The sequence below is a fragment of the Actinomadura xylanilytica genome, from assembly GCF_030283145.1.
In the GTDB taxonomy this organism is placed as follows: Bacteria; Actinomycetota; Actinomycetes; order Streptosporangiales; family Streptosporangiaceae; genus Spirillospora; species Spirillospora xylanilytica.
Genome location: NZ_JASNWE010000001.1, coordinates 449,155 through 467,064 on the forward strand (window position 1 = coordinate 449,155; position 17,910 = coordinate 467,064).

The following is a 17,910-nucleotide window of genomic DNA, read 5'->3' on the forward strand; positions in this document are numbered from 1 at the left end:
TTGGCCCTGCTGCGGTGAGATGACATTACATCACTGTCGGGATCATGCCCGACTCGACCGGATCGCGAAACTTCTTCGCCTCGATCGCCTGTGCGTCATCTCTGAGTGGTTTAGACCAGGATACCGACGACGTCTCCCGGCAAAACGTCCTGACCTCGGTGATCATCCTCACCGATAGGGGACGTTTACCCTGTGACACCCAAAACGTGCACGAATGATGCACCGATCCACGGCGCCGGGGCGGCGGTGCCGCTGGGCGGCGGCCAGGTCGCGGAGCGATGCCGCGCTCGCCCGAGGGGGGTCGGCGTCCGAGCCGCCAGGCGAGGAGGCCGGGCCGGGCTTGGAAGCACCGGCTAGCCGGTGGTGGTGCGGGCCGCCCGGCCGAGGACGGCGGGCGACTTGCCGCCCTCGATCAGCAGCGACAGCAGCGTCTCGTCGCGCTCGTCGCCCTTGCCGTCGAGGCGCTGCGCCCACGCCACCACCGCGAAGTGGCCCATCGCCAGCCCGCGCGCCATGCCGTACCCGCGGCCGAACCGGTCCAGCGGCGGCCCAGCGGGCACCGGCCGGACGAATCCACCGCCCCGTCCACGGCCCAGCGCGTCCACGACCCGGTCGGCGTCCGCCGCCGCGGCCAGGTTGAACACTGTGACCGACAGGGCATACCCCCGCTTGGTGTCGGCGTAGACACCGCGGCCCGCCTGCGAGCACCCGCCCGCGCGCAGCGACGTGGCGGTGCCGGTGCCCCAGACCGCAGCGGCGCAGTCGCCGTCCAGCCGCTTCTCGCGCAGGGTCGGCCGCGCCTTGCCGTCCAGCCCCGAGATCGCCGCGGCGGACGAGGGGAACAGCTCCCCCACCGTCAGCGGCGCGGTGTCGGCCGACCGCCGCTCGATCGCCCGGTAGGCGGCGGCGGACGGCGAGCTGGAGTAGGACGAGGGGGACGGGCCGCTCGCCGCGGGCTGCCCCATCGTCGTGCCCCGCCCCGGATCCTGGACGGCCGCGCCCTTCCCGTCCTTCCCGTCCGAGCCGGTCACCGCGACCAGGACGAGAGCGAGGACCACGATCACGCCCAGCCCGGCGGCGGCCCCGAAGTACAGGCGCGGCCCGGTCGGACCGCCGCCGGAACCGCCGCGCCCACCGGGCCGCCCGCCGTTCTCAGCCGGCCGCTTGCCACCCTTGCCGCTCTTCCCGCCCCGGCCGGACGCCTTGCCGCCCTTGCCGCTCTTCCCGGACCGGCCCGGCCGCCCGCCGCGACCGCCCCGGCCCGGCCCGGCGCCGCCGCGCCCCTCGGGCTCCGGCCCGTGCTCCGGCTCCGGCCCGGCCGGTTCATCGGCGTCGTAGGGCTGCTCGTAGGGGTCGTAGGCGTCGAACGTCTCCTGCTCCGGGGCGGCGTACCCGGCCTCGTCCCGAGGAGCCGGGCGGCGACGGCGTTCGGGACGCCCCCCGCGAGGGGCGCCACCGCGCGCGGGCGGCGTGCGGCGGGACGATCCGCCCCGCCGCGCGGATCCGCGCGGGGCCGGCTGCCGCTCGCCGCCACGGGGCGCCGCGCCCCGGCGGGGACGGCCGGGGCGGCGGCCGGGCTCGTCGTGCTCCACGGGGGAATCTACCGCCCGCGGGCCGGACGCCCGGCCGGTGCCGCCGGGGCCGGGTGCGGGGCCCGCTCGCCGATCAACTGAAACGCCCCCACACGAAGTCGGCGGGCTTCTCGATGGCCAGGCTCGCATCGATCATCTCGTTCAGCGAGGCGGGCTGCGCGCCGCCGGCCCGCTGCACCCAGGTGACCACCGCGTAGTGCCCGAACGTCTTGGCGTAGGCGGCACTGAACCCGGAGCCGAACGCCGGCGCGCCCGGCGCGGTCAGCGGCAGCACGAACCCGGCGCCGGAGTCGCGGTCCAGGTCGCGCAGGACCTGGTGGACGCCGTCCTCGTTCTCCATGTTGATCAGGAAGAACTGGCCGGCGTACTTCTTGTCCGGGCTGACGTAGGCGCCGCGCACGATCTGCGTGCAGCCGTGCCGGGCGAGGTCGGCCTGGAGCCGCTGGCCCCAGGTGACCGCCTTGCAGTCGCCCGAGACCTGCGAGCCGGCCAGGCCGAAGGTGAACTTGCCCGACTTGACGGTCTTGGCGTCGGCGGTGAACGCCTCGCCCTCGGTGACCGGGCGCTGGTCGGCCGCGCGCCGCGCGATCTTGCTCATCCCGTCGCCGTCGTAGTCCGGGGTGTAGGCGGTCGGCAGCGCCTGCTTGCCGTTGCCGGTCTTGCCCGCGGGAGCCTCGTCGTCGTCGCCCCCGGTCATCAGGACCATGCCCGCCACCACCGCGGCGATCACGACCGCGACGGCCGCGGCGCCGTAGATCAGCAGCTTGCCGCCGGGACGCTTCCCGCCGGATTCGCGGCCGGGCTTGTCCTCCGGCCAGAAGTCCTGGCCGCCGTCCTGCCGATCCGCCTGAGAGGACCCTGTGTCACGCGCCTCGATCACAGCCGGGAGCCTATCGGGCCGACCACCTCTCGCGCGCCCAAAAGGTCGATTCATCCAGATTGGCCGGCGTCACGCCCCGCCGCCACCGCCGATGAGCGCGCCCACCCCGTAGGTCATCGCCGCCGCGGCGGCGCCGAACCCGAGCTGCCGCGTCCCGCTGAACCACCAGGCGCGGGCCGTCACCCGCGACACCAGCGCCCCGGCCGAGAACAGCCCCAGCCCGGCGACCACCGCGGCGGGCCACAGGCTGGTGGCGCCGAGCAGGTACGGCAGCACCGGCAGCAGCGCGCCCAGCGCGAACGACAGGAAGGACGAGCCCGCCGCCAGCAGCGGCGACGGCAGGTCGCCCGGCGCCACGCCGAGCTCCTCGCGGGCGTGCACCTGGAGGGCCTCGTCGGGGTTCTTCGAGAGCTGCCGCGCGACCTCCGCCGCCACGTCCGGGTCGACCCCGCGCGACTCGAAGACCTCGGCCAGCTCGCGCGCCTCGGCCCCCGGGTGCCGCACCAGCTCCAGCCGCTCGATCTCGATCTCGGCCTCGGCGAGCTCGGACTGGGAGGCCACCGAGATGTACTCGCCCGCCGCCATGGAGAACGCGCCCGCCGCCAGGCCCGCCAGGCCGGCCAGCAGCACCACCTTCTGGCTCGCCTGGCCGCCCGCGATCCCCGCGATCAGCGCGAAGTTGGAGACCAGCCCGTCCATCGCGCCGAACACCGCCGGCCGCAGCCAGCCGCCCGTGACGTCCCGGTGCTGGTGATGGATCTCCGCGGCCACGCCCGTCCCCTCACTTGGGGTCCGTGACGGACCCCCCCTTGCCCGCGCTCGCCGCGGTGCCGCCCTCGCCCTCATTCTTCCCGGCCCCGTTCACGGCCCCGTCCCCAGGGTCGCCCTCGGCCTCCGGCTCGGGCTTGCTCTCAGGCTCGGGCTCGGGCTCGGGCTCGGGCGTGGCCTCCACCTCGGGCTCGGCCTTGGCCTTGGCCTTGGCCTTGGCCTCCGGCTTGGCCTCCGGCTTGGCCTCGGCGTCCGGCTCGGGTTCCGGGACCACCTCGGGCTCGTCCTCCACCTTCGCCTCGGGCTCCGGCTCGGATTCCGTGGCCGCCTCGGGCTCCGGCTCGTCCTCCACCTTCGCCTCCGGCTCCAACTCCGGCTCCGGGTCCGGCTCCGGCTTGTCGTCGGCGGTGGCCTCGTCCTTCGGCCCGGGCTCGAGCTCGGGCTCGTCCTTCGGCTTGGTCTCCGCGGGTTCCTCGGCGGGCTTCTCGAGGACGACGGCGTCCGCGGAAGTCGCGGCGTCGCCGGTCTCCTCCGCGGGACGGCCGACGTTCTCGGGACCGGTGCGGTTGCGGGCCCAGTAGAGGTAGCCGACGGCCCCGACGAAGACGATCAGGGCCGTCCAGTCGTTGAGGCGCAGCCCGAGGATCTGGTGGGCGTCGTCGATGCGCAGCCACTCGATCCAGAACCGGCCGACGGTGTAGGCCGCCACGTACAGCGCGAAGGAGCGGCCGTGGGTGAGCGAGAAGCGGCGGTCCGCCCAGATCACCAGGATCGCGACGCCCACGCACCACAGCGACTCGTACAGGAAGGTGGGGTGGTAGGTGGCGATGTCGGCGTACTTGGGGTTCAGGCTGCCGTCGGAGAGCCGGGGCCGGTGCGCCGGGTCGATCTTCAGGGCCCAGAACGTGTCGAGCGGACGGCCGTACAGCTCCTGGTTCCAGTAGTTCCCCCAGCGGCCGATCGCCTGCGCGAGCACGATCCCGGGCGCGACGGCGTCGCCGAGCGCCAGCACCGAGATCCCGCGCCGCCGGCAGCCGATCACCGCGCCGACCGCGCCTAGCACCACCGCGCCCCAGATGCCGAGGCCGCCCTCCCAGATCTTCAGCGCGTTGATCGGGTCGTGGCCGTCGCCGAAGTAGTGCTGGTAGTCGGTGGCGACGTGGTAGACCCGCCCGCCCACCAGGCCGAACGGCACCGCCCAGACGGCGACGTCGATGATCACACCGGGGGCGCCGCCCTTGGCGGCCCAGCGCCGCTCGCCCAGCCAGACCGCGACGACGATGCCAATGATGATCATGATGGCGTAGGCGCGCAGCGGGATGAACCCGAGGTGCCAGACGCCCTGAGAAGGACTCGGGATGAAGGCGAGCGGCTGCATGAGCGATGACGTTACCGCCTCCGGCGAGTGGGGGCCGCACGTCTCCCGATCACCGCCCGGTCAGGACGGGGCGCCCCCGCCCGGGGACTTCCGGCCGGCGTCCTCGATCGCCTTCCTCAGTGCGTCCGGAGACGCGAGCACCTCGCCGGACAGCTTGGCGCCGTCCAGGGTGAGCCACGGGGTGGCGGTGACCCCGGCGCGCTCGGCGTAGGCGGTGGCCCGGTCGACCTCCGCGGTCTTCTGCGCCTTGTCCACGCAGGTGGTGAAGGGGGCGCCGGAGATGCCGACGGCGCCGGCCCAGGTGATCAGGTCGGGGTCGGCGAAGCCCTTGTCGCCCTCGGCCGGCTGGTGGGCGTAGATCTGGTCGTGGTACTGGATCCAGCGGTCGGCCGGGGCGCACGCCGCCGCGTTCGCCGCGCGCCGGGAGTTGCCCGACAGCGGCTCCTGCTGGAAGAGCTGGAACGGCCGGTAGACCGTCTTGACCTTGCCCGCGGCGGCCAGCTCCTTGATCGTCGGGCCCTGCTTGTCCTCCAGGTCCTTGCAGATCGGGCACTGGAAGTCCTCGAAGATCTGGAGGACCGGCCGGGCGACGCCGGGCCGGGCCATCACCACCGCCCCGTCGGACTGCCTGGACGTCGGCGCGAGGGCCCCGGTGTAGGCGGGGGCGGGCTTGCCGCCGCCGCCGTCCCGGGTGAGGACCACCACCACGATCACCACGACCACCGCGGCGGCGGCGACCGCGCCGACCACGACCAGCAGCAGCCGGCGCCGCCTCTCCCGCGCCGCCTGCCGCGACCGCTCCGCCGCGAGCCGCTGCCGTGCCGAACGATCCCTGCCGGGCTTGCTCATCGATCCCCCGATCGGCCCCATCACCCTGCGTAACCGCAGGTACGAGGGTAGGCCGGGGGCGGGGCGGGCGGCGGGTGCCGCGCCGCCCCGGGCGGGAACGGCGCGGACCACCGCGCGGATCAGCGGTCAGGCCGGTGAGGCCGGCAGGTCAGCGGGCCGGCCGGTCAGCCGGTCGGCGGCTCAGCGGGTCACTTGCCGGACGCGCCGGTGATCACGGCCTCCAGGGCGCCGGGCGACATGATCTCCTTCTGGAGGTCGAGCTGCCTGCCGTCCAGGAAGACCGTGGGGGTGCCCTCGACCTTGCGGGTCTTCAGGGCGTAGTCGGTCATCGTGTCGACCTGGGGCTTCTTCTGCATGTCGGTCACGCACTTGTCGAACCCGGCGTCGGTGATGCCGACCTCCTTGCCCCACCGGACCAGGTCCTTGGGCGCGAAGCCCTTCGAGCCCTCGGCCGGCTGGAACTCGAACAGCGCGTCGTGGTAGGAGACCCACTTGTCGGCGGGGACGCACAGCGCGGCGGCGGCCGAGCGCAGCGAGTTGGTCTTGACCGGGTCCTGCTGCCCGCCGAACAGGTGGAACGGCCGGTAGACGACCTTGACCTTGCCCTCGGTGGCCAGCTTCTGGATGGTCTTGCCGCTGCTCTTCTCCATCTCCTGGCAGATGGGGCACTGGAAGTCCTCGAAGACCTCCAGGAGCGGCTTGGTCACGCCGGCCTTGGCCAGCACGATCGACCCGTCGGCCTCGCGGGTGACCGGCGGCAGCGCGCCCTTGTGCGCGGTCGCGTGCTGCATGCCCTTGTCCCGCTGGTCCATGATGATGACGACCGCCACCACCACGACCGCCACCGCGACCACCGCGCCGAGCACGATGGTGAGCAGCCGCCGCTGCTTGTCCCGCGCGGCCTGCCGCTTGCGCTCTACGGCCAGGCGTTCCCTCGCGGACCGCTCCCGTGCGGCCTTGCTCATTGGCACTCCTATGCGGTGATGGTGGCCGCGCCCGAGCGGCGCGATCCGGACCGGCGGTGCTGCTCGGCCGCTAGTCGACCTGGCCGATCCGCCGGAACTCGTCGACCAGGACGAGGATGAACAGCAGGATAGTGAGGATGTGCACCCCGGTGCACCACAGACAGATCTTATGCAGCACCGCGAGTTCCACGGTCACCAGGTAGACCACGAACAGCACGCCGACCGCGGCGCTCGCGAGCCGTCCCCAGCGCAGCGCGGGCAGTCCGGAGCGGAGCGCCCACGGGGTGATCAGCGCCGCGAACGCGACGAAGAACAGCAGGCCGAGGAGCGGCAGCGGGATCCCGGCGAGCTCGGAGTAGCTGCTGGTGGTGACGGCGTGGCAGTCGACGCTGCCGGTGGCCGAGCAGAGTAGCGCGACGTCGGCGTCGTAGTGGCTGACGGTGAGGTAGACCGAGATGCCGAGCCCGGCGAGGGTCAGCAGCCAGGCGAGGGCCTGGAACCACAGCGGGCGGGACGGTTCCGCGGTCGTCTCGCCGCCGTCCCGCGCCGTTATCTCTTGCGTCATCGTGATCCTCCCGGGCCGCCGCGCGGCCTGATCCGCTGGGCCGGGCCGGGCACGGCCCGCCGCCGGCGAACACTCAGCCTACGGGAGAGCGCCCGCGGGGCGGCCCCGAACCGGACGGCCCCGGCGGCGAGTCGCGTGAACGCCCGGGCCCGGCCGGGCCGCCGTGCCGGACGGGGCGTCCGGCACGGCGGCCCGTACGGGTTCAGCCGCGCTTGCGGACGCCCTCGGCGAGCTCGGCGGTCAGGTCGCGGACCCCGGCCAGCCCGGCGCGCTCGTCGGGCGCGTCGAGCAGCCGGCGGATGAACGCCGAGCCGACGATGACGCCGTCGGCGAAGCGGGCCACCTCGGCCGCCTGGACGCCGTTGCCGACGCCGAGGCCGAGGCCGACCGGCAGCGCCGATCCGCTCTTGGCCAGGACCGTGCGGGTGCGCTCGACCAGCCGCGGGGCGCCGGTGTCGATGGCGGTGCGGGCACCGGTGACGCCCATCAGCGAGGCGGCGTACACGAAGCCCCGGCAGACCTCGGTGATCTTCTCGATCCGCTCGTCGGTGGAGCTGAGCGCGACGAGGAACACCTTGTCGAGGTCGTGCGCGTCGGCGGCCTCGAGCCAGGGGCCGGCCTCCTCGGGGGTGAGGTCGGGGGTGATCAGCCCGGCGCCGCCGGCCGACTTCAGGTCGCGGGCGAACGCGTCGACGCCGTAGTGGTCGACCGGGTTGTAGTAGGTCATCACCAGGGTCGGGACGCCGGTGGCGGCGACGGCCTCGACGGTGCGGAACACGTCGGCGACGCGGATGCCGCCGAGCAGCGCCTGGTGCACCGCGTCCTGGATGGTGGGCCCGTCCATCATCGGGTCGGTGTAGGGCAGCCCGATCTCGATGGCGTCGCAGCCGGCCTCCACCATGGCGGTGGCGGCGGCGATGGCGCCCTCGTAGCTGGGGAACCCGGCGGGCAGGTAGCCGACGAGCGCGGCGCGCCCCTCGGCCGCGGCCTTGTCGTAGGCGTCCTGGACGCTCATCGGCCCTCACCCTCCGGCATCAGGCCGAAGTACTCGGCGGCCGTGTGCATGTCCTTGTCGCCGCGGCCGGACAGGCACACCAGCAGGGTGCCGTCCGGGCCGAGCTCCTTGCCGAGCTTGATCGCGCCGGCCAGCGCGTGCGCGGACTCGATCGCCGGGATGATGCCCTCGGTGCGGCACAGCAGCGCGAACGCCTCCATCGCCTCGGCGTCGGTGATGGGCCGGTACTCCGCGCGGCCGGTGTCATACAGCCAGGAGTGCTCGGGGCCGACGCCGGGGTAGTCGAGCCCGGCCGAGATCGAGTGCGACTCGATGGTCTGGCCGTCGTCGTCCTGGAGCAGGTAGGTGCGCATGCCGTGGATGACGCCGACCGAGCCGCCGGTGATCGTGGCGGCGTGCCGGCCGGTCTCCACGCCGTCGCCGGCGGCCTCGAACCCGCAGAGCCGGACCGAGGCGTCGGGGATGAAGGCGTGGAAGGCGCCGATGGAGTTGGATCCGCCGCCGACGCAGGCGACGACCGCGTCGGGCAGCCGGCCGGTGAGCTCCAGCACTTGCTCGCGGGCCTCGACGCCGATGATCCGCTGAAGCTCGCGGACCATCATCGGGAACGGGTGCGGGCCCATGGTGGAGCCGACGCAGTAGTGGGTGTGGTCGACGGTGGCGACCCAGTCGCGGAACGCCTCGTTGCAGGCGTCCTTGAGGGTGCGGCTGCCGGCCTTGACCGGGACGACCTCGGCGCCGAGCATCCGCATCCGGGCGACGTTGAGGGCCTGCCGCTCGGTGTCGACCTCGCCCATGAAGATCGTGCACTCCAGGCCGAGCAGCGCCGCGGCGGTCGCGGTGGCGACGCCGTGCTGGCCGGCGCCGGTCTCGGCGATCACCCGCCGCTTGCCCATCCGCTTGGCGAGCAGCGCCTGGCCGAGCACATTGTTGATCTTGTGTGAGCCGGTGTGGTTGAGGTCCTCGCGCTTGAGCAGGATCCGGGCGCCGCCGGCGTGCTCGGCGAACCGCGGGGCCTCGGTCAGCAGGCTGGGCCGGCCGGCGTAGTTCTTGAGCAGGTCGGCCAGTTCGGCGGTGAACTCGGGGTCCTTGCGCGCGGTCTCGAACTCGTGGGTGAGCTCGTCGAGCGCGGCCATCAGGGCCTCGGGGGCGAACCGCCCGCCGTACAGGCCGAAATGGCCCGTGACGTCGGGCACGGGCACGGCGGGGCCGCCGCGCGCGGGGTCGGTGGTCATGAGGGAGAACGTCCTGTCGTGCGTGTGGATGGCTGGCTGTCTGTCAGTGGGACGTGGGCCAGCCCCGCCATCGTTCGCGCAGTGTCGTCTCCGGCCCCCGCCGGGGGCCCGCCTCCGTCGGCGGTTCCTTCCGCATGGCCGTACTTTACTCGTTTCCGCTGCTCGCCCGGACCGCCCGCGCCCGGCTCAGCCGCTCTGGCGCAGCGCCGGGTGGGCGCCCGCGGCGACCAGGTCGGCGACGGCGGCGCGCGGGTCGCCGCCGACGACCAGGCTCTCGCCGACCAGGACGGCGTCGGCGCCGTGGGCGGCATAGGCGAGCAGGTCGTGCGGACCGCGCACACCGGACTCGGCGATCTTGACGATGTGCTTGGGGATCAGCGGCGCCACCCGGCGGAAGACCTCCCGGTCGACCCGGAGGGTGCGCAGGTCGCGGGCGTTGACCCCGACGACCTTGGCGCCCGCGTCCAGGGCACGCGCCAGCTCCTCCTCGTTGTGCACCTCGACCAGCGGGAGCAGGCCGATCGACTCGGCCCGCTCGACCAGCGACACCAGCGCGTCCTGCTCCAGCGCGGCGACGATCAGCAGCACCACGTCGGCGCCGTAGGCGCGGGCCTCCCAGAGCTGGTAGGAGGTGACGACGAAGTCCTTGCGCAGCACCGCGACGCCGACGTTGGCGCGGACCGCGGCCAGGTCGTCGAGGCTGCCGCCGAAGCGGCGGCGCTCGGTCAGCACGCTGATCACCTTGGCGCCGCCGGCCTCGTAGTCGCGGGCCAGCGCCGCCGGGTCGGCGATCGCGGCCAGCGCGCCCTTGGACGGGCTGCTGCGCTTGACCTCGGCGATCACCGACACACCCTGGCCGCGGAGCGCCGCCAGCGCGTCGATGGGGGGCGCCGCCGCGGCGGCGCGCTCCTTGAGGGCCTCGAGCGAGACCTCTCGCTGCCTTTCGGCGAGATCGGCCCGGACGCCTTCGATGATCTCGTCGAGCACGCTCGCGCTCTGCTCGCTCACGCCTGGGCCCCCTATTTTCCGGTCGATCCGTGCACCGATCGTAGCCGCACCGGCGGCCGGGCCTCGCATCCGGGAGGGGGGTCAGCGCCTCCCCGGCGGGACGCGGGGCGCGGCACGGCCGGACGGTCCGGGCGTCACGGGGCCAGCACGTGCGCGAACGGCAGGTTGCGGACGATCCCGTAAGCGAGCAGGACGCCGACGGCCACATGCGCGGTCGCGGGCCGCAGCAGCGCCGACCTCATCGGGAGGCCCCGCGCGGTGCGCACTGCCCACCGTCCCCACAGGTAGGCCGCGACGGGGATCAGCAGGAACAGGAGCTGGTTGGAGCCGAACGCGGCTCCCACGTGCCCGTGCGCGAGGTCGTTGACCATGCGTAGCCCCCCGCATCCGGGGCAGTACAGGCCGGTCAGGAACAGAAAGGGGCAGGTCGGGTAGTGGCCCGGCCGGTGGGGGTCGACGTTCGCCACCACGGCCGTCCCCGCGAGGACCCCGCCGAGCACCAGCGCCGGGGCGAGCCGCATCCAGACCCCGCGGCCTCCCGGCCCGTCCGGCCGGCCGCCCGGCCGCCCTCGCGGCGGGCCCGGCCGGTCGAGGGCGCCGTGGGACGCCTGCGGGCCGGGCGGGTGCTGTGCCCGGCCGTGAGCTGGGACGTCGTCGTGCGCGGGTACGCGGGTCACGGCCTCCAGCCTAGACGCCGCGCCCCGGATCAGGGTTCAGGCGTCCAGGACGTATCCGACCCCGCGCACGGTCCGGAGGGGGTTGTCGGCGCCGAGCTTGGCGCGGAGCTGGGCGACGTGGACGTCGACCGTGCGGCTGCCCGCGCCCGCGCCGGGCCCCCAGGCGGCGCCGAGGAGCTGCTCGCGGGTGAAGACGCGGCCGGGATTGGCCATCAGGAACTCCAGCAGGTCGAACTCGGTGACGGTGAGGCCGACGTCCCGCTCGCCGACCAGGGTCGTCCGGGCGCTCGGGTCGAGGATCACCGGGCCGGCGCGCAGCAGCCCCGGCGCGTCGGCCTCGCCGCTCCGGCGGAGCGCGTCGCCGACCGCGGCGACCAGCACGCGCGGGCCGAACGGGCGGGTCACCCGGCGCTCCCCGAGGTCGCCGACGGCCGGGTCGGGCCCGGCCACGACCACGACGACGGGGGCGGCGGGCGCCGCGCCCGCCACGCGGCGGTAGAGATCGGCGGCCCGTGCCGACACCGACAGGTCGAGCACGATGACGTCGGGGCGGATCCGCGCGGCGGCGGCGGGCGCCCGCACCGGGTCGGTCTCGATCTCGACCTCGTAGCCCTCGCGGGCGAGGTAGCGGCGCTCCAGCTCGGCGACGGGCGGTTCGTGCTCGACCACCAGGACCAGCCCGCCGCCCTCGGCGCTCACCGGCGGGATTCCCGCGCCGCCGTCGGGTCCTCTCCGCGGTCGAGGGACTTCCACAGGCTGGACGGGTCGTCTGGGACGTCCGCGGAGGACCCGCCCCCGGCGCCGCCCGGCCCGCCCGGCCCGCCGTCGTGGGACGCGGCGGGGGCCTCCCGCTCGTAGCGGGCCGACATCCCCGGCCAGCGCGTCCCGCGCACCAGGGCGATCAGCCCGGCGATCATGAGCAGCACTCCCCCGGCCACCGACACCGTCCACCACAGGTTGACGTCGGCGGCGGGCCGGGAGCCCAGCCTCAGCAGCGCGCTCTTCTCACCGGCCACCGACACCACGTGGGCGTGCCGGACCGCGATGGCGGAGCTGTAGACGACGCCGGCGCCGAACAGCGCCAGCAGGACCCCGACGCCCGCGCGGACGCGTCCGCGGGTGGCGAACAGCGCCGCCAGCCCGGCGAGCCCGGCCCAGCCGAGCGCGCCCGCGGCGCCGCCGAGATCGCGTCCGGTCAGGTCCTGCACGAACGGCGTGATGGCCTCCCTGGCCTTGACGCTCGCCCAGGGGCGGCCGGCGGCCAGCAGCGCGAGGCCGGCTCCGGCCGCGCAGATCAGCGCGGTCAGGCCGCGCTCACGCCCGGGGGACACCGGTCATTCACCCTCGCCGGTCGCGGGCCGTTCGCCGACCACGGCGTCGAGCACGTCGGCGTCCCAGCAGGTGCGGTCGCCGGTGTGGCAGGCGCCGCCGACCTGGTCGACCTTCACCAGCACCACGTCGGCGTCGCAGTCGAGGGCGACCGACTTGACCCACTGCTGGTGGCCCGAGCTCTCGCCCTTCACCCAGTACTCCTGGCGGCTGCGCGACCAGTAGGTGCAGCGGCCCGTGGTGAGGGTGCGGTGCAGCGCCTCGTCGTCCATCCAGCCGAGCATGAGCACCTCGCCGGTGTCGTGCTGCTGGGCGATGGCGGGGACGAGGCCGTCGTCGGTGCGCTTGAGACGGTCGGCGATCTTGGGGTCCAGATTGGACGGGCGAGCGGACATGGATCCATTGTGCCGGGTCGCCCGCGCGATCCGGCACGGCCCCGCCGCCCGGCCCCGTCCCCGGCCCGCTTTTCCCTTCCGCCGGGACGCGAAAGGGCCCGCCTCCCCGGGGAGAGACGGGCCCTGACGTACGGCTAGGGGGTGTTACAGGGGGACGACCTGGTCTGCCTGCGGACCCCGGTTACCCTGTGTCACCTCGAACTGGACGCGCTGATTCTCGTCCAGCGTGCGATACCCGGAGGACTGAATCGCCGAGTAGTGCACGAAGACGTCCGGTCCGCCGCCGTCCACGGCGATGAAACCGAAACCCTTTTCGGCGTTGAACCATTTCACGGTGCCCTGCTGGGGCATGTCTTTCTCCTTGCGGCAAAACATGGGCCCACACCTCGTGGGCCCAGCGCGGTCACTGCGGAACGCCCTCGCCTACCGGTACGGTCCCCGGAAAAGCCAAAACGCCCGCTGCCATCAGTCCGCGGGCGTCTGGACAAACGATCGAGAACCACGACTGCAACCGACGGGGCCACCGTATCACCGGTTCCCCGCAAAGCGGAGGGGTCGCATCCCTCACGATTCACCTCTCGGCGAACCACGGCGTTACCGGCCCATTAAAAGCCCCAACCCGACTTCGTCAGGGTCTTGACAGAGTCCGTGGGCCCGGTCACGCGGACCCGCGCCACGCCCGTCCGGCCGAGGGCCCAGAGCACCAGTTCCCCTACGGGGCCGTGCACGCGCACTGGACCGGCCGCGCCGCCGGAGGCGCCCCGCCGGGCGCCGGAGACGTGAAGGCTCCGCCCGTCCGGCTGGACGAGGGTGACGTCGACCGGCACTTTCTTTAGGACAAACCGGGCAATTTTAATCCTTCGCCACAGCAGTTCCTCGAGACCCGCGGGGAGCGTCCTCGACTCCCAGTCCGGACGCGCCCGGCGGATGTCCTCGTGGTGAACAAAGAACTCCACCGCGTTGGCGATTTTGTCCACGACCGGAACCGCGAAGGGCGACGACTTCGGCGGCCCGCGGCGAATCCGATCGACCAGCCGGTCGAAGGGCACCTTCCGCGCCGTGCGCCGCCGGACGCGCTCTGTGTAGAAGGCCAGCGGCGGCACCAGTATTCCGGGAGCGGCGTCAAGGCGGCCCTCTCGGACAACGAGGTGAGCGGCCAGGTCCGCCGTGTTCCAGCCCGCGCACTCGGTCGGGGCGCCGGGACCCGCCTCGGCAAGGGCCGCGCACAGGAGCAGCCGCTCGCGGCGCGCCGGGTCGATGCTCCGGGCCGGTCGGCCGGACTCGTCGGCGGGCGTGCTCATACGCCGATCGTAAGCCGTGCGGGGGCCGACCGGAATGACCGGTGCGCGGCCGTACGGGAATAAGCGCCCTTATCGGATGGTAGGCATATTCAGCCCCCGTATCCCCGCGAACCGGCACGCGGGGAGCCCCCCTGGCGCGCGCCCGCGCCCCCCGTGATCGAGGAGAATCCGTGCCATCAGGTTCCAGACGCGTCAGCCCGCACGTCCTGAGGGAGGGCGGGCGCGTGCTGTGGGTCGCGGTCAAGGCCGAGCCGACGGTCTTCACGGTGTCGGTGCTCGCCAGCGCGCTCTACGCGGCCATGACGGTCGCCACCGCGCAGGTCCTCGGCTGGGTGACCCAGGACGTCATGCTCCCGGCGTTCCGCTCCGGGCACACCACGGCCGGGGCGCTGTCGGGGGCCGCGGCGGCGATCGTCGGAGTCGCGCTGTTCAAGGCGCTCGGCGTGGCGGGCCGCCGGTTCTACGCCGGGCTCATGCAGTACCGCATGCAGGCCCGCTACCGGCGCGAGGTCACCCGGCAGTACCTGCGGCTGCCCCTGGCCTGGCACCACCGGCACCCGACCGGGCAGCTGCTGTCCAACGCCAACGCCGACGTGGAGGCGGCCTGGGCGCCGATCGCGCCCCTGCCGATGGCGGTCGGCGTGGTGGTCATGCTGCTGATCGCCGCGGTGTCCATCCTGCTCACCGACACGGTGGTGGCGATCGTCGGCTTCCTGGTCTTTCCGGCGATCGCGCTGCTCAACGTGGTCTACCAGCGCAGGCTCTCACCGGTCGCGACCCGAGCCCAGCGGCTGCGCGCCGAGGTCAGCGAGGTGGCGCACGAGAGCTTCGAGGGCGGTCTGGTGGTCAAGACGCTCGGCCGCGAGGAGTCCGAGACCGAGCGGTTCCGCGCGGGCGCGGAGGCGCTGCGGGACGCCAACGTGGCGGTCGGGCGCATCCGGGGGCTGTTCGACCCGGTGCTGGAGGCGCTGCCGAACCTCGGCGTGCTCGCCGTCCTGCTGATCGGGTCGGCGCGGCTCCAGTCCGGGGCGATGACGGCGGGGGACCTGGTGCACGTCGCCTACCTGTTCACCCTGCTCGCCTGGCCGATCCGGGCGCTCGGCTGGGTGCTGGCCGAGGTGCCGCGCAGCGTCGTCGGCTGGGAGCGGGTGCGGGGCGTCCTGGACGCCGGGGGCTCGATGCCGTTCGGCGGACGGGCCCTGGACGAGGACAAGGCGGCGGCGCTGGAGGTCCGGCGGGTCCGCTTCGGGTACGAGGCGGACGGCGACGGTGCCGACGAGGACCTCGGCACCGAGGCGACCGGCGAGGGCCGCGCGCAGGGGAGGCAGGTCCTGCGCGACGTGTCGTTCACGGCCGCCCCCGGGCGCACGATCGCGCTGGTCGGGCCCACCGGGTCGGGCAAGTCGACGCTCACCTCGCTGCTCGTCCGGCTCGTCGACCCCTCGGACGGGTCGGTGCTGCTGGACGGCCTGGACGTGCGGGACGTGCGGCAGGGGGGCGTGGCCGAGACCGCCGCGCTGGTCCCCCAGCAGACGTTCCTGTTCGACGACACCGTCCGGGACAATGTGGCGCTCGGCCTCGACCTGCCGGACGAGCGGATCTGGGAGGCGCTGCGGCTCGCCCAGGCCGATGGGTTCGTGGCGGCCTTGGCCGACGGGCTCGACACCAGGGTCGGCGAGCGCGGCGCGACCCTCTCGGGCGGGCAGCGGCAGCGGCTCGCGCTGGCGCGCGCCCTGGTCCGGCGGCCCCGGCTGCTGGTCCTGGACGACGCCACCTCCAGCGTCGATCCGCAGGTGGAGGCGCGGATCCTGCAAAGCCTCCGGGAGGCGCAGGCCGCCGAGGGCGGCGGCGGCGCCACCGTGATCGTCGTCGCGTACCGCAAGGCCACCATCGCGCTGGCGGACGAGGTCGTCTTCCTGGAGCGGGGCACGGTGGCCGCGCAGGGCTCGCATGCGGAGCTACTGGAGCGTTCCGAGGGGTACCGCGAGCTCGTGAACGCCTATGAGCGCGCCGAGGCTGAGCGGGAGGCAGAGGCGCGGGAGGCGGAACTGGAGACGGGCGGGTTGGAGACGGGCGAGCTGGAGACGGGCGAGCGGCGTCCGGCGGGGCAAGAGGCGTTCGAGGGCGGGGAAGGGGCGTTGGCGTGACGACGACGACATTGAACGAGGTCGCCGCCGACGAGGGGGCGCTGAGCACGCTGCGGCGCGGCCTGCGGCTGAGCCCGGAGTTCCGGGCGGGGCTGACCGGGACCCTGCTGCTGGCCCTGGTGGCGACGGCGGGACGCGTCGTCGTCCCGATCGCGGTGCAGCAGACCCTCGACAAGGGGCTGAGCGACACGGGCGCCCCCCACACGGCGTTCATCCGCACGGCGGTGCTGCTGTGCGCCGTGGCGGTGCTGGTGACGGCGGTGAGCGCGTACGCGATGAACGTGCGGCTGTACAAGACCACTGAGGGCGGGCTCGCGGCGCTGCGGGTCAAGGCGTTCCGGCACGTGCACGACCTGTCCATGCTCACCCAGAACGGGGAGCGGCGCGGCGCGCTGGTGTCGCGGGTGACCGGCGACGTCGACCAGATCAGCCAGTTCATGCAGTTCGGCGGACTGATGATCATCGTGTCGCTGGGGCAGCTCGCGGTGGCCAGCGTGCTGATGCTGGTGTACTCCTGGCCGCTGGCGCTGCTGGTGTGGGCCGCGTTCCTGCCGCTGACGTTCGCGCTGCGCCGCTTCCAGCGGCTGGTGTCGGCCGCCTACACGCGGGTCCGCGAGCGGATGGGCGACCTGCTGGCCGCGGTCAGCGAGTCGGTGGTCGGCGCGCCGGTGATCCGCGCGTACGCGTCGGAGGAGCGCACCGCCGAGCGGGTGGACGCGACCGTCGACGAGCACCGCAGGGCGCAGACGCGGGCGCAGGGGCTGGTCGCGATGACCTTCCCCACCAGCGAGATGGTCGCCGCCGCCGCGACCGCCGCGGTCGTGGTGGCGGGCACGCTGCTGGGGGTGGGCGGGCACCTGACGGCCGGCGAGCTGGTGGCGTTCCTGTTCCTGGTGACGCTGTTCGTCAGCCCGATGCAGACCGCCACCGAGACCCTCAACGAGGCGCAGAACGCGATCGCCGGATGGCGCCGGGTGCTCGGGGTGCTGGACACCGTCCCCGACGTCGCCGACCCCGGCGAGGCGGGCCAGACGCTGCCGCGCGGCCCGATCGAGGTGCGCTTCGAGGAGGTCGGGTTCGCCTACCCGGGCGGGCCGCCGGTGCTGCACGGGGTGAACGCGGCGATCGCGCCGCGCAGCCGGGTCGCGATCGTCGGGCAGACCGGGTCGGGCAAGACGACGCTCGCCAAGCTGCTGACCCGGCTGATGGACCCGGTGTCCGGCCGGGTCCTGGTCGACGGCGTCCCGCTGGACCGGGTCCGGTTCTCGTCCCTGCGGGAGCGGGTCGTGATGGTGCCGCAGGACGGGTTCCTGTTCGACGCGACGCTGGCCGACAACGTCCGGTACGGCAGGCCCGGCGCGACCGACGGCGAGCTGGCCGCGGCGATCGCCGAGCTCGGGCTGGCCGACTGGCTGGACGGGCTGCCGCGCGGCCTGGACACGCCGGTCGGGCAGCGCGGCGAGTCCCTGTCTGCGGGCGAGCGGCAGCTCGTCGCCCTCGCCCGCGCGTACGTGGCGGCCCCCGACCTGCTGGTGCTGGACGAGGCGACCTCGGCTGTCGACCCGGCCACCGAGGTGCGGATCCAGCGCGCCCTGGACGGGGTCACCCGGGGCCGTACCGCGATCTCGATCGCGCACCGGCTGTCGACCGCGGAGGCGGCCGACGAGGTGATCGTGTTCGACGCGGGCCGGATCGTCCAGCGCGGGCCGCACGCCGAGCTGGTCGCCGTCCCCGGCGTGTACGCCGATCTGCACCGGTCCTGGATCGCGCAGCGCTCGATCTGAGCCGCGCCGGGCGCCCGTCCGC

General features: G+C 74.0%; 19 protein-coding genes. 3 read left to right on the forward strand and 16 right to left on the reverse strand.

The window, feature by feature from the left end; translation table 11 throughout:
* Positions 1-44: 44 nt before the first annotated feature.
* Entirely contained in the window at positions 45-218 is a 174-nt protein-coding gene (locus QP090_RS02115; RefSeq protein WP_285936720.1) for a hypothetical protein, read from the forward strand.
* A 135-nt stretch (positions 219-353) separates the two neighbouring features.
* Here the strand turns inward: QP090_RS02115 and QP090_RS02120 are convergent, their stop codons facing one another.
* The 16 genes from QP090_RS02120 to QP090_RS02195 all read right to left on the reverse strand — a co-directional run bounded on the left by QP090_RS02120 (position 354) and on the right by QP090_RS02195 (position 13,957).
* Positions 354-1,592, reverse strand: coding sequence for a hypothetical protein (locus QP090_RS02120; protein WP_285936721.1), 1,239 nt, complete (start codon positions 1,590-1,592; stop codon positions 354-356).
* A 73-nt stretch (positions 1,593-1,665) separates the two neighbouring features.
* Complete coding sequence (locus tag QP090_RS02125) at positions 1,666-2,472, reverse strand: hypothetical protein (protein WP_285936722.1); 807 nt, start codon at positions 2,470-2,472, stop codon at positions 1,666-1,668.
* A 69-nt stretch (positions 2,473-2,541) separates the two neighbouring features.
* The gene (locus QP090_RS02130) at positions 2,542-3,243 is read right to left on the reverse strand and encodes a VIT1/CCC1 transporter family protein (RefSeq protein ID WP_285936723.1); all 702 of its coding nucleotides are present in this window, start codon (positions 3,241-3,243) and stop codon (positions 2,542-2,544) included.
* Positions 3,244-3,253: 10 nt separating this feature from the next.
* Positions 3,254-4,618 (reverse strand): prolipoprotein diacylglyceryl transferase, encoded by a 1,365-nt coding sequence (gene lgt, locus QP090_RS02135; RefSeq protein WP_285936724.1) that lies wholly within the window; start codon positions 4,616-4,618, stop codon positions 3,254-3,256.
* 60 nt (positions 4,619-4,678) lie between these two features.
* Positions 4,679-5,467 carry a DsbA family protein gene (locus QP090_RS02140; protein ID WP_285936725.1) on the reverse strand — a complete coding sequence of 263 codons (789 nt, stop codon included), beginning with the start codon at positions 5,465-5,467 and terminating at the stop codon, positions 4,679-4,681.
* A 188-nt stretch (positions 5,468-5,655) separates the two neighbouring features.
* Positions 5,656-6,432 (reverse strand): DsbA family protein, encoded by a 777-nt coding sequence (locus tag QP090_RS02145; RefSeq protein ID WP_285936726.1) that lies wholly within the window; start codon positions 6,430-6,432, stop codon positions 5,656-5,658.
* A gap of 70 nt (positions 6,433-6,502) precedes the next feature.
* A complete protein-coding gene (locus QP090_RS02150) occupies positions 6,503-6,997 on the reverse strand; it encodes a vitamin K epoxide reductase family protein (RefSeq protein ID WP_285936727.1) in 495 nt (164 codons plus the stop codon).
* Positions 6,998-7,199: 202 nt separating this feature from the next.
* The gene (gene trpA / locus QP090_RS02155) at positions 7,200-8,012 is read right to left on the reverse strand and encodes a tryptophan synthase subunit alpha (RefSeq protein ID WP_285936728.1); all 813 of its coding nucleotides are present in this window, start codon (positions 8,010-8,012) and stop codon (positions 7,200-7,202) included.
* A complete protein-coding gene (gene trpB, locus QP090_RS02160; protein ID WP_285936729.1) occupies positions 8,009-9,247 on the reverse strand; it encodes a tryptophan synthase subunit beta in 1,239 nt (412 codons plus the stop codon). The genes trpA and trpB overlap by 4 nt, the downstream gene beginning before the upstream one ends.
* Before the next feature lie 186 nt (positions 9,248-9,433).
* The gene (gene trpC, locus QP090_RS02165) at positions 9,434-10,255 is read right to left on the reverse strand and encodes an indole-3-glycerol phosphate synthase TrpC (RefSeq protein WP_285936730.1); all 822 of its coding nucleotides are present in this window, start codon (positions 10,253-10,255) and stop codon (positions 9,434-9,436) included.
* Positions 10,256-10,389: 134 nt separating this feature from the next.
* Positions 10,390-10,932, reverse strand: a complete 543-nt coding sequence (locus QP090_RS02170) for a DUF2752 domain-containing protein (RefSeq protein WP_285936731.1) — start codon at positions 10,930-10,932, stop codon at positions 10,390-10,392.
* Positions 10,933-10,968: 36 nt separating this feature from the next.
* Positions 10,969-11,631, reverse strand: coding sequence for a winged helix-turn-helix transcriptional regulator (locus QP090_RS02175; RefSeq protein ID WP_285936732.1), 663 nt, complete (start codon positions 11,629-11,631; stop codon positions 10,969-10,971).
* Entirely contained in the window at positions 11,628-12,263 is a 636-nt protein-coding gene (locus QP090_RS02180; protein ID WP_285936733.1) for a Trp biosynthesis-associated membrane protein, read from the reverse strand. Before QP090_RS02180 ends, QP090_RS02175 begins: the two co-directional genes overlap by 4 nt.
* 3 nt (positions 12,264-12,266) lie before the next feature.
* On the reverse strand, positions 12,267-12,656 hold the full coding sequence (gene hisI / locus QP090_RS02185) for a phosphoribosyl-AMP cyclohydrolase (protein ID WP_285936734.1): 390 nt from the start codon (positions 12,654-12,656) through the stop codon (positions 12,267-12,269).
* Between the two features lie 144 nt (positions 12,657-12,800).
* The gene (locus QP090_RS02190; protein WP_018657218.1) at positions 12,801-13,007 is read right to left on the reverse strand and encodes a cold-shock protein; all 207 of its coding nucleotides are present in this window, start codon (positions 13,005-13,007) and stop codon (positions 12,801-12,803) included.
* 254 nt (positions 13,008-13,261) lie between these two features.
* Complete coding sequence (locus tag QP090_RS02195; protein ID WP_285936736.1) at positions 13,262-13,957, reverse strand: TIGR03085 family metal-binding protein; 696 nt, start codon at positions 13,955-13,957, stop codon at positions 13,262-13,264.
* A 170-nt stretch (positions 13,958-14,127) separates the two neighbouring features.
* Here QP090_RS02195 and QP090_RS02200 point away from each other — a divergent pair, with 170 nt between their 5' ends.
* Positions 14,128-16,104 carry an ABC transporter ATP-binding protein gene (locus QP090_RS02200; protein ID WP_285936737.1) on the forward strand — a complete coding sequence of 659 codons (1,977 nt, stop codon included), beginning with the start codon at positions 14,128-14,130 and terminating at the stop codon, positions 16,102-16,104.
* Complete coding sequence (locus QP090_RS02205; protein ID WP_285936738.1) at positions 16,101-17,888, forward strand: ABC transporter ATP-binding protein; 1,788 nt, start codon at positions 16,101-16,103, stop codon at positions 17,886-17,888. The genes QP090_RS02200 and QP090_RS02205 overlap by 4 nt, the downstream gene beginning before the upstream one ends.
* Positions 17,889-17,910 lie beyond the last annotated feature (22 nt).